This is a genomic window from Nocardiopsis changdeensis, assembly GCF_018316655.1.
Classification (GTDB): domain Bacteria; phylum Actinomycetota; class Actinomycetes; order Streptosporangiales; family Streptosporangiaceae; genus Nocardiopsis; species Nocardiopsis changdeensis.
On sequence record NZ_CP074133.1, the window covers coordinates 6,651,118 to 6,665,596 of the forward strand.

Here is a 14,479-nt window from a genome sequence, read left to right on the forward strand (position 1 = left end):
CGGAAGGTGGGACCGGCCGGAGGACCCGCCTGACGGGTCCGAACGGCAGGGCCGGAAGGCAGGACCGGAAGGAGGACGCGCCCTGCGGGTCCGGACGGTGGGTCCGGGCAGCGGTCCCGGTCGGCGAAACCGGAAAGCGGACCCGGACGGCGGGTTCAGTCCGTGGCCGCGCCGGCGGTGTCGATGATGTCGAGGAAGGCGCGGGCCGCGGGCGTGGCCCCGGTCCGCGCCCAGACGACATACTCCACGCGCCCCGTCGCGTCGGTGACCTCCAGGGTGGTCACCCCCGTCAGCTGCGGCACGTAGGCGGCGGGCAGCAGCGCCACCCCCAACCCCTCCCCGACCAGCCTGGCCATGTACTCGGCCGAGCTCACCTCGAACGCGACGTCGCGGTCCAGGCCCGCGGCCTCGAAGGCCTGGTCGGACTGGACGCGCCCGGCCGTTCCGGCGGGCATGTCGACGAACACCTCGTCGACCAACCGCTCCAGGCTCACCTCCGTCCCCTCGGCCAGCGGATGGTCGGGGGCGACCACTGCGACGTGCCGGTCCCGGCCCAGCTCGCGGACGTTGACGCCCTGGGGCCGGGCGGTGGTGGGCAGCCCCAGGAAGGCCACCTCGATCTCACCCGCCTTGACCTGTTCGACGAGGTCGTCGCTGGCGCCCACCCGCAGGCCGATGCGCACCTGCGGGTACCTGCGGCGGAAGTCGCGCAGGGCACGGGGGACGTCGACCGCGGCGACGGTGGGGATCAGGCCCACCTCCAGCGGCCCCCGCACTTCGCCGACGGCGGCGGCGACCTCCGCCGCCGCGCGTTCGGCGGCCTCCAGGCAGCGGCGGGCCTCGGGGAGGAAGGCCGCCCCGGCCGCGGTCAGCCGCACCCGGCGGCTGGTGCGCTCGAAGAGCCTGGCCCCCAGCTCCCGCTCCAGCCGCGCGACCTGGTGGCTGAGCGCGGACTGGGCGACCAGGCAGCGTTCGGCGGCCCGGGTGAAGCTGTTGGTCTCGGCGATGGCGACCACGTAGCGCATCTGCTGGAGTTCCATGGCGGTAGCGTACGGCCGCCGCGGGGCCGGTCTCCGCGGCGGCCGTGGGGCCCCGGCCGGGGACGGTGGAGCCCGGGACGGCGGGGGCTCAGCCCCGGCGCCGTGGGGCGAGGGCGACGAGCAGGCCCAGGGCGACCAGGCCGGCCCCCAGCAGGCAGGCCCCGGTCCAGTGGGCGTTCACCCAGACCACGGGGACGAGCGCCCCGCCGACGGCACCCCCGGCGAAGAACAGGGTCATGAAGACGGCGTTGATCCGGCTGCGCGCCTGCGGCCGCAGCTCGTAGGCGGTGGTCTGGGAGGCGTTGAGCACCGCCGTCTGGCCCGCGTTGAGCAGGACCAGGCCCACGAGCAGCCAGGCGATGCCGCCGTTCTGGGCGGGGAGCATCACGGCCCACCCCGTGGCCGCCAGCACCAGCCCGGTGACCAGCACGGCGCGCGGGTGGCCGCGGTCGACCAGGCGTCCGGCCAGCGGCATGGCCAGGGGGCCGATCACGCCGATGAGGCCGACCAACCCGATGACCGCGGGCGTCCAGCCGTAGGGGGCGTCGACCAGGAGCAGGGTCACGACGGTCAGGTGGACGGTGAAGGAGGCCATGGCCAGCGCGGCGGTCGCGATGGGTCGGCGCAGCGCGGGCAGGTCGACCAGCAGGGCCGCGGTGGAACGCCACAGGCGCAGCGGGCGCGTGGCCTCGCCGCGGTCGCCCCCGCCACCGGGCAGGACCCGCCAGACGACGGCGGCGACGGCCAGGAGCAGGACGGCGGTGACCCAGTAGACCGTCCGCCACCCGGCGAGTTCGGCCACCAGGCCGGAGGCGGCCCGGCCGACCAGGCCGCCGGCGAGGACCCCGGCCATGACGACGCCGATGTCGCGGGCCCGGCGGTGCGGCGGGGCCAGTTCGGCGGCGAAGGGGACGAGGACCTGGGCGCCGACGGAGGTGACGGCGGCCAGGGCGGTGGCGGCGAGGAGCAGCCACCCGGTGGGCGCCGCGCCCGCCAGGGCCAGGAGGAGCCCGGTGGCCGCGAGCAGGGTCGCGGCCAGGCCGCGCCGCGCGTAGCGGTCGCCGAGGGGGACCAGCAGGCCCAGGCCGACCGCGTAGCCGACCTGGGCCGCGGCGACGGTGAGGCCCGCGGTGGTCGTCGACATGCCCAGCTCCGAGCCGAGCAGGCCCAGGAGGGGCTGGGCGAAGTAGTTGCCCGCCACGGACAGGCCCGCGGCCACGGCCATGACCGGGAGGGCGGAGGAGGTGGTGCGGCGGCGTTCGCGGCCGGCCGCATTCTGTCCGGAGACGGAAAGGGGGTTCGTCATGTATTCATGGTCGGCGCGCGAATCCCGGGCGTCCAATGCATTCTTTTCATGGGATCCATCGTGATCCGTGATGCATGTCTCCGGCACGCTTTTCTGTTGGAATACATCGACCCGTGAAGGGCTTCGGAAAAAGCGTTCCCCCTCAGGGGACGTCGAATTCGACCAGTGGGTGTGTGCGGCCTTCACCCCCAGAGCTGAGGTGCGCGGTTCTTCTCCCCCCACCCCCTGGGGCTTGGGGCTGTGGGTACGTGCGGCCTTCGCCCCCGGGGGGGGGCTGAGGTGTGCGGTCCGGTGCCCGGTTTGGGACCGGGCTTCCGGGTACGTGCGGCAACGCCCCCTGGGGCGGGGGTCGCGGTCCTTCCTCCCCAACCCCCCTCTGGCTGATGTCGCGGGTGTGTGCGGCTTTCACCCCCCAGAGCTGAGGTGTGCGGTCCTGTGCCCGGTCTGGGGCCGGGGGCGCGGGTACGTGCGGCTTTCACCCCCGCTCCCGTCCGTACCGCGGTCACGTGCGGGAGTAGGCAACAGCGTGGAGCCCCCGCACCGCCGCCGGCGCCCCCAACCTTTCCAGGCGGTGCGGGTGTGCGCGCTCCGCGTGCACCCGGCTCCGGCAGTCACACCCCCACCACCCCGGGCGGGAGCCCAACGATTCCCCCTGGTGGTCTGCCGGACACCGACTGCGGCCGGGGCCGGGCCCACCCGGTGCGGACCGCCGTTTCCAAGCGGCCGGCCTCTTGGAAACCTACAACTACCTCGGCGAAGACCCCCTGGGGTCAGGGGCCCCACTGGCCTGACACGGCTGTGGCGGGCCACACCGGTCGGGTGGGGAACCCCCTGCGGCGGAGGAGGTGCGATGCCCTCCGGCTATGGCCGGCCCCGGGTGGGGCCCTTCAGGGGGTGGGAGGCTGCGATGGCTTCCGGGGGTGGCCGGCCCGCCCCGGTCGGGTGGGAAAGCCTCTGGGGCTGGGGTTTCCGGTCGGGTGGGGAACCCCTGGGGTGGGTTCGAAGGGGGGCGAATGTGACAGGGTGCACTCAGTGCGTCGTTGCACTCAGTGCATTGCGGTGTTTAGCGTGGAACAGTGAACGATCGGCCCATTCCACCCGCTACCGGCCGGCGCGAGGCACTGAAGTCCCGCCACCGCCGGGCCATCATCGACGCCGCGGCCGCGCTGGCGGCCGAGCGGGGGGACACCGGCTTCACCGTCGACCAGCTCGCCGAGCGCGCCGACGTCTCCCGGCGGACGGTGTTCAACCACTTCCGCTCGCTGGACGACATCCTCCTGGAGGTGTTCGGCCGGATGCTGGAGGAGATCGTCGACGGCATCGGCGCCAACCTCGACGCGGCACCCGACGGCGGTGACGCGAACATCTTCGACTCCCTGGCCGACGCCATCCGCGGCACCGACCTGCTCACCCCCATCACCCGCCTCAAGCGCTTCGTCGAGCAGGGCCACGGCACGCCCTCGGCCGGCCGCGCCGCCCTGTTCGAGCGGGCGATGACCGACGTGGGCACGCGGTTGTCGGCGATCGTGATGCGCCGCCACCCGCAGGCCGACCCGCTCACGGTCGACCTCATGTGCGGCGCGATCATCGGCGGCGGCTCCGTCGTCGTGGAGCACTGGCAGCGGATCACCGGGGGGGTCGTCGACGACGGCTCCCGCCGGGTCTGGTCCGAACTGCTGGAGCGCATCCTCACCGTCACCCGCGACGGCTACGGCACGGCCTGAGCGCGTCCGCGCTCCCCATCGGCCCCTTTTCTGTGAAGGCACACTCAATGGCTGAACTCCTCTACAGACTCGGACGGGCGTGCGCGCACCGCGCACGCACCGTCATCGCCGTCTGGCTGGCACTGCTCATGGCGTCCGGCGCCGCGTTCTTCCTCTTCTCCGGTGAGCTGGAGGGCGGCTTCTCCATCCCCGGGACGCCCACCGACGAGGTGAACCAGCTCCGCGCCGCGGAGTTCTCGGACCTGGCCGGCGGCTCGGGGGCCGCCATCTACCAGACCGAGGACGGCTCGGAGTTCACCGAGGAGCAGCGCGAGGCGATCGCCGACCGCGCCGAACAGGTCGCGGAGGTCCCCGGGGTCGCGGACGCGGTCGACCCGTTCGCCACCGAGGCCGAGCGCGCCGAGGGGGTCCGGGAGCTCGAGGAGAACCGCGAGGAGATCGAGGCCGGACAGGCCGAGCTCGACGCGGGCCGCGAGGCGGCCGAGGCCGCCGGGATGCTGGAGCAGTCGGAGGAGTTCTTCGACGGCCAGCAGGCGGAGATCGACGCCGGCATGGAGATGATCGAGGGCGGCGAGGCCCTCATGGAGATGTCCTCCGGCGTCGGCATGGTCTCCGAGGACGGCGACACCGCCCAGGTCATGGTCTCGTTCACCGCGGAGCAGATGGACGTCTCCCAGGAGACCCGCGACGCCGTGATGGCGGTCTTCGAGGACCACCCGGTCCCCGGCACCACGGTGGACTTCAACAGCGACCTGGCCCAGAGCCTGCCCGCCCTGTTCGGTCCGGCCGAGGTGGTCGGCCTGGTCGTGGCCGCCGTGGTCCTGGTGGTCATGCTGGGCACCCTGGTGGGCGCGGGCCTGCCGCTGCTGACCGCCCTGGTCGGCGTCGGCATCGCCACCCTGATCGCGATGTCGCTGTCGGGGGTGCTGGAGATGGCGTCGGTGACCCCGATCCTGGGCCTGATGCTGGGCCTGGCCGTGGGCATCGACTACGCGCTGTTCATCATCAACCGCCACCGCCGCCAGCTCAAGCAGGGCGTGGAGGTCGGGGAGTCCATCGGCCTGGCCAACGGGACCGCGGGCAACGCCGTGGTCTTCGCCGGGACGACCGTGCTCATCGCCCTGCTGGGCCTGAACCTGACCGGTATCGGGTTCCTGGGGCTCATGGGCACCATGGGCGCGCTGGCCATCGCCGTCGCGGTGGTCGTCGCGGTCACCCTGGTCCCGGCGCTGCTGTCGCTGCGCGGCGAGCGCATCCTGTCCCGCCGCGAGCGCGCCCGTCTCGCCGAGCGGGCGTCCGGCGGGGCGACCGCGGCGGAGACGGTGCGTCCGATGTCGACCGGCCGGGCGCTGCTGCGGGCCGCCGTCGCCGTGGCCGCCCTCGTGGTGGTCGCCCTGCCCGCCCTCGACCTGCGGCTGGGCATGCCCGACGGCTCCTCCGAGTCCACCGACTCCACCCAGTACCGGGCCTACACGATCGTGGAGGAGGAGTTCGGCGAGGGCGCCAACGGCACCCTGCTGGTGATCGCCCGGCTGACCGGCGGCCCGGACGAGGAGACCGCCGAGCTGAACGCGCAGATGGACCAGATCACGGTCGCCGAGAAGATCTACGACTTCGACGACGTGGCGGCCCTGGCGCCCATCGCGTTCTCCGACGACTTCACGTACGCCGCCTTCCAGGTGGTCCCGGTCGAGGGCCCCACCAGCGAGTCCACCGAGCAGCTCGTCCACGACCTTCGCGAGCTGGAGCCCATCAAGGGCACCGGGACGCTCGGCGTCGCGGGCGTGGCCAGCGGCAACATCGACATCTCCGAGACCCTCAACGACGCGCTGCCGACCTACCTGACGGTGGTCGTGGGCATGTCCCTGGTGATCCTGCTGCTGGTGTTCCGGTCGGTGTTCGTGCCGGTCGTGGCCACGCTCGGGTTCATCCTGTCGTTCTTCGCCTCGCTCGGCGGCGTGGTGGCCGTCTACCAGTGGGGGTGGCTGGGCGGCCTCATCGGGCTGGAGAACAGCGGGCCGGTGCTGAACTTCCTGCCGACGATCCTGGCCGGGATCCTCTTCGGCCTGGCGATGGACTACATGCTGTTCATCGGGACGGGCATGCGCGAGGCGTACGTGCACGGCGCGCCCTCCCGCACCGCCGTGGTGCAGGGCTTCCGGGCCGGGCGCTCGGTGGTGACGGCCGCGGCGATCATCATGATCTCGGTGTTCGGCGGGTTCGTGTTCTCGCACTCGGTGATGATCAGCTCGATCGGGTTCGCCCTGGCCTTCGGCGTGCTCATCGACGCGTTCGTGGTGCGGATGCTGCTGGTGCCCGCGCTCATGCACCTGGCCGGCGACGCCGCCTGGTGGCTGCCCAGGTGGCTCGACCGGCTGCTGCCCGACATCGACGTGGAGGGCGCCGCCCTGGAGACCCGCCACCTGCACGCCGGTGAGGGCGGTGAGGAGCCGGGCTCCGAGCGGGAGCCGGCGGACAGCGCCGCGGTCCGCGGCTGACCTGCGAAGCCGAACGGCCCGGACATGCCCCGCGGGGCGTGTCCGGGCCGTTCGTCGCGGGGCGGTCAGGCGGGGACGCGCCTGCGGCCCACGAGGAACCACAGCGCGGACCCGATGAAGGGGGCGACGACCACGAGGACCAGCCACACGAGCTTCATTCCGCCGTCGGTCCGGGAGGCGATGATGCTGATCACCGCGGCGACGACGAACACGACCGCGGCCGCCGCCACCAGCAGTGCGGCGGTGAGTCCGAACGCGGCCAGCGCCGTCTCGCCGGGGAGCGCCTGTGCCAGGGTGAGCATGTCCATGTCCCTTCCCTTCCGCCCGGCACGACCGCGCCGGAACACCTCCGATGCTAGGTTTCCGGCCCGCGCCGGCACATCCGCCGGCGGAACGCTTCCGGATGTCGCCTTCGGCGGCGCCGAGGGCCCGGGCCGGTGATCTTCGTCGGGGGTCCGGCCGACTTTCGTCGGTGTCGGGGAAACGGCCACACGGGGGTCGACGGGCATTCGCCCGCCGCCGGGCCGCCGTCATCCGGCGTTCACCGGGGTCGCCGACGCTGAGGTGTGCAACGAGACGCCGGGAACGGCCGGTCTCACGGAACGAGCATCCACGGCGGTGGCCCATGCCCTCTCCCGTCCACACCATCATCCAGCTCAGCGACGTCCACATCGTCGGCGCGGGCGAGCCCCTGCACGGCACCCAGGACACGGTCGGCCACCTGGCGGCGGCGCTGCGGTCCGTCGAGGAGGCGGGGATCCCCCTCGCCGCCCTGCTGCTGTCCGGCGACCTCGCCGACGAGGGCGACCCGCGCTCCTACGGGATCCTGCGCGAGGCGGTCGAGCCCGTGGCGGAGCGCCTGGGCGTTCCGGCTCTGTACATGATGGGCAACCACGACGAGCGCGGTGCGCTGCGCGCGGGCCTGCTGAACGAACCCGGATCCGACGCGCCCCTGTACTACGTCCACCGGATCGGCGGCCTGCGGATCATCGTCCTGGACAGCACGGTGCCCGGCCACCACCACGGCGAGCTCGGGGAGGAGCAGCTGGAGTGGCTGCGCGAGGAGCTGGCCTCCCCGGCGCCCGAGGGCACGATCCTGGGCCTGCACCACTCCCCGATCCCCTCGCCGCTGCCCCTGATGGACCCGCTGGGGCTGCGCTCCCCCGAGAAGCTCGCCGACGTCCTGCGCGGTGGTGATGTGCGCATGGTGCTGTCCGGGCACGCGCACCACCCGGCCGCCGGGGCCTTCGCCGGGATCCCGGCGTGGATCTCGGGGGCGCTCGCCTACACGGGCGACGCGCTCGGCCCGGAGAACGTCACCCGCGGGCTGGCCGGATCGGCCTTCACCCGGGTCGACGTGTACCCGGACACGGTGGTGGCCTCCTCCGTCTCACTGGTGCCCGCGGGCACCGAGCCCCTCTACGAGGTCGGCGCCGAGCGGTCGGACGGCTGACCCCGGCCGCCCAGGGACCTTCGGGAACGCCGTCCGGTGTGGCCGGGGGTCGTGAGGCGCCCGGCGGGGTTCCGGAGGAGCGGTCCTCAAGGGAGGCCTGTGGCCGTAGGCCGTCCGTTGAGGACCTTCCGCCACTCGACGGGCGGGCCGAAGCGCGGCGGAGGTCCGAAGAGCACGGCCTAGTAGCGGGCCGCGGGGGAGCGGACCATCAGCCGGCCCTCCACCACGGACGTCTCCAGGACCTCCGGTGCGGCGGTCGCGGGCCCGTGGACGACGCTCCCGTCCTCCACCCGGAACTCGCTCCCGTGCCACGGGCAGCGGATGCACCCGTCGACCAGGTCCCCCTCCGCCAGGGGCGCCCCCATGTGGGGGCAGGCGCCCAGCAGGGCGGACACCGACTCCCCCTCCCGTACCACCACGACGGGGACGCCGTCGGCGTCCGCCCGGCCCGGGCTCCCCTCCGGGAAGCCGTCCAGCGGCCCCAGGTCGCTCCAGCCTTCGGGCACCAGGTCGATCAGGGCGTCGGCGCTGTTGGCGCCGCTCGCCCGGTAGTAGGAGAGGTGCCCGCCGAGCAGGCCGCCCAGGCCCACCGCGCCCGCCCCGGCCAGGCCCAGGGCCACGCCCCAGCCCTCGCGTCCGCGCAGCCGGGACAGCAGGGACACCCCGAAGAGCAGGGTGGCCGCGCCGTTGGCGGCCGCGTGCACCGCCCCTACGCGCCGCTGCCGCTCGTGCAGCCGCGACCAGTCGGCCAGTCCCGCCACCGCGGCAGGGAGGGCGGCGAGGATGCCCGTCCCGATCAGCAGGCGGGACGCGCGCCGGTTCCCGCCCGGCAGCACGTCGAGCAGGACCGCCGCGGTCCAGGTGCCGATCGGCAGGTGCACCGCGATGGGGTGGACGGGGTGCCCGAGCGGTACCCCGTGCAGGAGGTCGCGCGCCTTCCCGGCGGGGAGGCGTTCGGCGATCCCCGCCAGGCGGGAGACCGCCGGGTCCAGGCGGTCCTCGCGTTCGATCCTGCGGATGCGTTCACCGAGTCTCATGGGCGGGCGACTACCCGTTCGGCCGCGCCCCACGCATCAGGTCCCGGGGCCCCGACCGGCACGCCGTTTGCCGGATCCGCCGCGGGGTAGTCGCCGGGCTTGGAAGACGAAGCGGACCGACGAACGGGACGGGAGTTACGCGATGACGAGCCGCGAGCGGCTGATCGACTGGCTCAACGACGCCTACGCGATGGAGCGGTCTCTGGAGGAGACCCTGGAGCGCCACCTCAAGGACGCCGAGGGCGAGCCCGAGGTGCACGCGCGGATCCAGCGCCACCTGGAGGAGACCCGCCGCCAGGCGGAGACGGTCGAGTCCTGTGTGCAGTCGCTGGGCGGGAAGGTCTCCAAGGTCAAGTCCGTCTTCGCCGAGATGATGGGCGCCGTCCAGGGGATGGCGAACAGGCCGGCGAAGGACACCCTGGTCAAGAACTCGCTGGCCGACTACGCGGCCGAGCACTTCGAGATCGCCTGCTACAAGGCGCTCATCGTCGCCGCCCGGGAGCTCGGCGAGGTGGGGATCGCCGAGAGGCTGACCGGCATCCTCCGGGAGGAGGAGGCCATGGCGCGCTTCCTGGAGGAGAAGCTCCCGCACGCCGTCCGCGGCGCGCTCGCCGACGCCGACGCGTAGCCGGGGGTGGGAGGGGCCGCCGTCCGCGGGACGGCGGCCCCTCACCCGTCCCCGTGCTCGCGCAGCATGCGCAGCACGGCCTCCTCCACTCCCCCCTGGGTGGCGAGCTCCCCGGCGCGGACCCCCTCCCCCAGGTCGGGCAGCGCGTCCGCGACCGTCACGCCGCGCTCACCGAGGCGGAAGACCCTGGGGTCGATGTAGGAGTCGCGGGCCACCGCCTCGGTGTTGCCGAGGCGGTGGGCCACCTCGCGGACCACGTGGGCCCGCAGCCCGTCGGACACCCCTCCGCCGTCGGCGGGGCGCGCCACCGCGACGCCGACGGCGGCCAGGACCGTGGCGTGCCAGGTGCGGAACTCCTTGACGGTGTGGTCCTCCCCGGTGATCTCGCGCAGGTAGGCGTTGAGGTCGCCGTCGGCCACGTCGTGCCAGCCGCCCTCCACGCGGTAGGCGAAGAGGTCCTGGCCCGGGGAGCGGGCGCGCTGGAGCGAGGCGACCACGCGGACGACCCCGGGTTCGGAGCACTCGAACCTCCGGCACCGGCCCGCCTTGGCGGGGAACTCGAACACGGCCGTGCCGCGGGTGCGGTGCACGTGCTCGCGCAGCAGGGTGGCCACCCCGTAGGAGTCGTTGCGGGCGGCGTACTCGTCCCCTCCGGCCCGCAGGAGCCCGAGGTCGACCAGCCGGACCGCCGCGGCCAGGACGCGTTCGCGCACCAGGCCGCGCAGGTCCAGGTGGCGGTCCGCCGTCCGCCTGATCCGGGGCAGCGCTTCGGCGAGGCCCAGCATGTCGTCGTACTTGGCCTCCTCGCGCCTGCGCCGCCATTCCGGGTGGTAGATGTACTGGCGCCGCCCGGCGTCGTCGGTGCCGCACGCCTGGATGTGGCCGTCCGGGGAGGGGCAGATCCACACGTCGTGCCAGCCGGGCGGCACGACGAGCCCCTTGATCCGCCGCACCAGTGCCTCGTCGGTCACCGGCTCGCCCCCGGGGCCGTAGTAGCGGAAGCCGCGCCCGCGCCGGACACGCGTGATGCCCGCGGTGCCCGGGTCGCTGCGCTCGATCCCCATGGCGCCCCCTTCGTGCTCCCGGTCCCGTCCCGTGCGGACGGGCCCCGTCGAACCCTGATACCCGCGCCGGGCGCCCAGGACCGCCCGGGAGGCGTGTCCGCTGCGGCGGTCAGTCCCCGCGGGGGGCGCGGAGGCCGGCCAGGAGGATCCCGACCATGCGCTCGGCGTCGTAGTCGGGGTCGGTCTCGGCGCCGGCGCAGAGGTTGCCGATGGCGCGCATCAGCTCGTAGGCGCCGATCCCGGCGGTGAGCTGGCCGGCGTCGGCCGCCGCGCGGAGGATCTCCTCGCAGACGGGCACGAGCCGGTCCAGGAAGGAGGCGTGCAGGGCCTGGAACCCGGCGCTGTCGCCCTGCATGGCGGCGGCGAGGCCGTGTTTGGTGACCAGGAACCCCACGAAGAGCCCCGCCCACTCCACCAGCGCGTCGTGGGGGGTGTCGGCGGTGGCCAGTAGCCGGGGGCCGGCCTCGGCGCAGGCCTCGATCTGGTGGCGGTAGACGGCGGTGACCAGGTCGGCGCGGGTCGGGAAGTGGCGGTAGACGGTGCCCATGCCGACGCCCGCGCGGGCGGCGATCGCGCGCACGGGGGCGTCGACGCCGGACTCGACGAAGACGGCGGCCGCGGCGTCCAGCAGGACCTGCTCGTTGCGCCGGGCGTCGGCCCGCCTGCGCGGCGCTCCGCCGCCCTGTTCCCGGTCCGCCACTGTTCTCCGCCCCTTCTCCGCACGGCCTTGTTAAACGGAGCACTGTTCCGTATATTCAACCGGAGCAACGTTCCGCTTGTTCATTGTGGCACGGACGAGGGCCTCTCCGCCGTGCCCGCCGAAGGGAATCACCATGAGCGGCCCCACCCCGGTCATCTCCGTCGGACCCGTCGTCCTCCCCGCCCCCGGGCGCGGCGTGGACCTGCACGTCCGCGTCTCCGCGCCCGCCACGGGCGACGGCCCCCTGCCGGTCGTCGTCTTCTCGCACGGGTTCGGGGAGTCCATGGACGGCTACGCGCCGCTGGCCGACCACTGGGCCGCGCACGGGTTCGTCGTGGTCCGGCCCACCCACCTCGACTCCCGGAGGCTGGGACTCGCCCCCGACGACCCCCGCACCCCCGAGATCTGGCGCATCCGCGTGGACGACCTCGTCCGGGTCCTGGACGGCCTCGACGCACTGGAGGCCGCCGTCCCCGGACTGGCCGGGCGGTCGGACCGCGGCCGCGTCGCCGTCGCGGGCCACTCCTGGGGAGCTCAGACGGCCGGGACCCTGCTGGGCGCGCGGGTGCTGGACGCCGACGGCGTGCCCGGCGAGGACCTGGCCGACCCGCGGGTCGGGGCGGGCGTACTGCTCGCGGCGGCCGGGCGCGGCGGGGACGACCTCACACCGTTCGCCGCAGAGCACTTCCCGTTCATGAACCCGGACTTCGCCGGGATGGCGACCCCCGCCCTGGTCGTGGCCGGGGACGACGACCACTCACGGCTCTCCGTGCGGGGACCGGACTGGTGGACCGACGCCTACCACCTGAGCCCGGGACGCAAGAGCCTGCTGACACTGTCCGGCGCGCACCACTCCCTGGGCGGGGTGTCGGGGTACGGCGCGGCGGAGACGACCGACGAGTCCCCGGAGCGGGTGGCGCTGCTACAGCGCCTGACCACGGCCTACCTGCGCGACGCGCTCGGCGTCGAGCACGAGTCCTGGAAGCGGGAGTGCGCGGCCCTGGAGGGGTCCCCGCTGGGCCGCCTCGAATCCCGGGGGTGACCGGCGGCCTCACCCCGGCCCCGCGGACCCCGCCGGCTCCGCCGGGGCCGCGGGCGCGCGCCCGCGGGCGAGGGTCCGCAGCAGCCGCTCGGCGGGGCCGTGCCGCCCCGCCCGTTCCAGGGCGGCCGCCAGGGCCACCGACACGAGCCAGGTCGCGACCGCCAGCAGGGCGGCCTGCCACTGCGTGAGGACGCCGCCGAGCCCCAGCCCCCAGGCGCACAGCACGGGCGCGAAGACCGCGGACTGGAACAGGTAGCAGGACAGGGACCTGCGGCCCGTGGCCGTCAGCGCGGACACGAGCGGGCCGGGCTCGCGGGAGGCCGTGACCCGCGCCGCGACGAGGGCGATCAGCGCCGCGTAGCCGAGTCCGGCGAACAGCCCGGTGAACCCGTTGAGCATGACCGGCGCCCACTCGGGGAGGTCCCACACGCCGTGGTGGACCAGGGCGGACGGGGCGGCCCCGGCCCATCCTGCCGCGATGCCGAGGATCGCCGTGCGCACCAGCAGCGGCCGGTGCGCCCCCGGCTCCTCCAGCACCCGGTGCCGGGCGCAGACGATCGCGACCAGGACCGCGATCGGCACCACGAGGCCGAGCAGCCCCTGCCCCACGGTCACGACGGCCCACATCCCCAGCCGCGGCAGGACCGACGCGGCGTACGGCGTGATCCCGGCGAGCTGCGGCACCGCCCCCGGCGACGGGGCCGGTCCGTGGGCCGTGACGGCGGCCGCCACCACGGCGGCCGCCGCCGCGAGGCCCAGCAGGCAGGCGAGCCCCGCGGCCCACGCCACGAGGGTCCCGCTCGCGCGGCGCAGGAACAGCCCGGTCACGACCAGGCCGACGAGGCCGTAGGCGCCCAGGACGTCGCCGGACCAGAGCAGCGCGGCGTGGACCGCGCCGAAGGCGATCATCCAGAGGTGACGCGACCGGAGCAGGCGGAGCGCCGGGGCGCCGTCCGGCGCCCTCCCCTGCCGCCGGGCGTAGAGCTGCCACAGGCCGTAGCCGAAGAGGAAGGCGAAGAGCGGATAGCTCCGCCCGTCGACCGCGACGATCGCGACGGTCTGCCACAGGGCGTCGGCCCCGGTGGCGCCCGTGCGGTGGGCGCCGACGCCGGAGGTCACCGCTCCGAAGAGGAACCACGGCACGTTGGCCAGGGCGATGGGCAGGAGCATGACCCCGCGGGCGAGGTCGGGGGCGGGAGCGCGTCCGCCGGAACGGGGCGCGGGTGCGTGGTCGGCCATGGTGTCGTCTCCGTGTGCGCCGGCGCCGGGCCTACGGGGCCCCGTGCCCGGCCGGGGAGCCGCCGTCGGCCGCGTGCGCCAGGGCGCTGGGAGTAAGGCGCCCCACGATGGCCGGGGCCTCGCCGACCAGCGTGTCGTCGGTGAGCGCCGCCACCATGAACAGGGCGAAGTCCACCCGCCGGGTCAGGTTGCTCGCGAGCACCGGGTCGCCCACGTGGCGGCTCCACACCGGCAGCCCCTGGCTCTCGCCCTCCTCCAGGTCGCTCCCCCGGACCAGGGTCCACCTCCGGTCGCTGGCGAAGATCCGGCGGGCGGCCTCCACCTGGTCGTCGACCTCGACGGCGCGCAGCAGGCGGGCCAGCACGGTGACCACGCGGACGGTCGCCCGGAACCGCCGGGTGTAGCGGTCCCGCCCGTCCCGGGCGACGTGCCAGCCGCAGGAGAAGACCAGCCGCGCACCGGGTTCGGCGAAGTCGAGCACCGCCTGCGCCGTGCCCGACGAGTACTGCCGGACGCCCCAGGGCACCAGCACGGTCAGCACCCCGTCGCACCCGGCGACCGCCCGACGGACCACCTCCCGGTCGTTCGTGTCCCCGGGGACGACGGTGATCCGGTCGGCGAAGTCCGCGAGCTTGGGGACGCTGCGCTCGCGGCAGACGCCCACCACCTCGTACCCCCGGTCCAGGGCGTGCCCGACCATGTACCGCCCGAGCTTGCCCGAGGCCCCGATGACGCACACCTTCCGCAT

Annotated in this window: 13 protein-coding genes; 5 read left to right on the forward strand and 8 right to left on the reverse strand. The window is 74.5% G+C overall.

What is annotated here, in order from left to right; genetic code table 11:
• Positions 1-155: 155 nt before the first annotated feature.
• Together KGD84_RS29860 and KGD84_RS29865 are read right to left on the reverse strand one after the other, a co-directional pair.
• A complete protein-coding gene (locus KGD84_RS29860) occupies positions 156-1,040 on the reverse strand; it encodes a LysR family transcriptional regulator (protein ID WP_220563648.1) in 885 nt (294 codons plus the stop codon).
• A gap of 88 nt (positions 1,041-1,128) precedes the next feature.
• Positions 1,129-2,346: an MFS transporter gene (locus tag KGD84_RS29865; protein WP_220563649.1), complete on the reverse strand. Its 1,218-nt coding sequence runs from the start codon at positions 2,344-2,346 to the stop codon at positions 1,129-1,131.
• Between the two features lie 1,076 nt (positions 2,347-3,422).
• On the opposite strand from KGD84_RS29865, the gene KGD84_RS29870 reads away from it, so the two are divergent.
• On the forward strand, positions 3,423-4,070 hold the full coding sequence (locus KGD84_RS29870) for a TetR/AcrR family transcriptional regulator (RefSeq protein WP_220563650.1): 648 nt from the start codon (positions 3,423-3,425) through the stop codon (positions 4,068-4,070).
• Between the two features lie 47 nt (positions 4,071-4,117).
• Positions 4,118-6,568 (forward strand): MMPL family transporter, encoded by a 2,451-nt coding sequence (locus tag KGD84_RS29875; protein ID WP_220563651.1) that lies wholly within the window; start codon positions 4,118-4,120, stop codon positions 6,566-6,568.
• Positions 6,569-6,633: 65 nt separating this feature from the next.
• Here KGD84_RS29875 and KGD84_RS29880 read toward each other — a convergent pair whose 3' ends face one another.
• A complete protein-coding gene (locus KGD84_RS29880; RefSeq protein WP_220563652.1) occupies positions 6,634-6,876 on the reverse strand; it encodes a PLDc N-terminal domain-containing protein in 243 nt (80 codons plus the stop codon).
• Positions 6,877-7,193: 317 nt separating this feature from the next.
• Between KGD84_RS29880 and KGD84_RS29885 the strand changes: the two genes are divergently transcribed.
• On the forward strand, positions 7,194-8,021 hold the full coding sequence (locus tag KGD84_RS29885; protein ID WP_220563653.1) for a metallophosphoesterase: 828 nt from the start codon (positions 7,194-7,196) through the stop codon (positions 8,019-8,021).
• Positions 8,022-8,200: 179 nt separating this feature from the next.
• Here KGD84_RS29885 and KGD84_RS29890 read toward each other — a convergent pair whose 3' ends face one another.
• Positions 8,201-9,058, reverse strand: coding sequence for a Rieske (2Fe-2S) protein (locus KGD84_RS29890; RefSeq protein ID WP_220563654.1), 858 nt, complete (start codon positions 9,056-9,058; stop codon positions 8,201-8,203).
• Between the two features lie 142 nt (positions 9,059-9,200).
• On the opposite strand from KGD84_RS29890, the gene KGD84_RS29895 reads away from it, so the two are divergent.
• The gene (locus KGD84_RS29895) at positions 9,201-9,686 is read left to right on the forward strand and encodes a ferritin-like domain-containing protein (protein WP_220563655.1); all 486 of its coding nucleotides are present in this window, start codon (positions 9,201-9,203) and stop codon (positions 9,684-9,686) included.
• Between the two features lie 41 nt (positions 9,687-9,727).
• Here the strand turns inward: KGD84_RS29895 and KGD84_RS29900 are convergent, their stop codons facing one another.
• Positions 9,728-10,750, reverse strand: a complete 1,023-nt coding sequence (locus KGD84_RS29900; protein WP_220563656.1) for a DNA topoisomerase IB — start codon at positions 10,748-10,750, stop codon at positions 9,728-9,730.
• Between the two features lie 109 nt (positions 10,751-10,859).
• On the reverse strand, positions 10,860-11,450 hold the full coding sequence (locus tag KGD84_RS29905; RefSeq protein ID WP_220563657.1) for a TetR/AcrR family transcriptional regulator: 591 nt from the start codon (positions 11,448-11,450) through the stop codon (positions 10,860-10,862).
• A gap of 133 nt (positions 11,451-11,583) precedes the next feature.
• Here KGD84_RS29905 and KGD84_RS29910 point away from each other — a divergent pair, with 133 nt between their 5' ends.
• Complete coding sequence (locus KGD84_RS29910; RefSeq protein WP_220563658.1) at positions 11,584-12,492, forward strand: alpha/beta hydrolase family protein; 909 nt, start codon at positions 11,584-11,586, stop codon at positions 12,490-12,492.
• A gap of 9 nt (positions 12,493-12,501) precedes the next feature.
• On the opposite strand, the gene KGD84_RS29915 is transcribed toward KGD84_RS29910, so the two are convergent.
• The gene (locus KGD84_RS29915) at positions 12,502-13,731 is read right to left on the reverse strand and encodes a DUF418 domain-containing protein (RefSeq protein ID WP_220563659.1); all 1,230 of its coding nucleotides are present in this window, start codon (positions 13,729-13,731) and stop codon (positions 12,502-12,504) included.
• A 31-nt stretch (positions 13,732-13,762) separates the two neighbouring features.
• On the reverse strand, positions 13,763-14,479 hold the full coding sequence (locus KGD84_RS29920) for an NAD(P)-dependent oxidoreductase (RefSeq protein WP_220563660.1): 717 nt from the start codon (positions 14,477-14,479) through the stop codon (positions 13,763-13,765).

Coding starts and splice junctions, on each gene's coding strand:
- KGD84_RS29910 (WP_220563658.1), top strand. CDS start 11,584: ATGAGCGGCCCCACCCCGGTCATCTCCGTCGGACCCGTCGTCCTCCCC.
- KGD84_RS29890 (WP_220563654.1), bottom strand. CDS start 9,058: ATGAGACTCGGTGAACGCATCCGCAGGATCGAACGCGAGGACCGCCTG.
- KGD84_RS29900 (WP_220563656.1), bottom strand. CDS start 10,750: ATGGGGATCGAGCGCAGCGACCCGGGCACCGCGGGCATCACGCGTGTC.
- KGD84_RS29880 (WP_220563652.1), bottom strand. CDS start 6,876: ATGGACATGCTCACCCTGGCACAGGCGCTCCCCGGCGAGACGGCGCTG.
- KGD84_RS29915 (WP_220563659.1), bottom strand. CDS start 13,731: ATGGCCGACCACGCACCCGCGCCCCGTTCCGGCGGACGCGCTCCCGCC.
- KGD84_RS29875 (WP_220563651.1), top strand. CDS start 4,118: ATGGCTGAACTCCTCTACAGACTCGGACGGGCGTGCGCGCACCGCGCA.
- KGD84_RS29920 (WP_220563660.1), bottom strand. CDS start 14,479: ATGCGGAAGGTGTGCGTCATCGGGGCCTCGGGCAAGCTCGGGCGGTAC.
- KGD84_RS29895 (WP_220563655.1), top strand. CDS start 9,201: ATGACGAGCCGCGAGCGGCTGATCGACTGGCTCAACGACGCCTACGCG.
- KGD84_RS29885 (WP_220563653.1), top strand. CDS start 7,194: ATGCCCTCTCCCGTCCACACCATCATCCAGCTCAGCGACGTCCACATC.
- KGD84_RS29865 (WP_220563649.1), bottom strand. CDS start 2,346: ATGACGAACCCCCTTTCCGTCTCCGGACAGAATGCGGCCGGCCGCGAA.
- KGD84_RS29860 (WP_220563648.1), bottom strand. CDS start 1,040: ATGGAACTCCAGCAGATGCGCTACGTGGTCGCCATCGCCGAGACCAAC.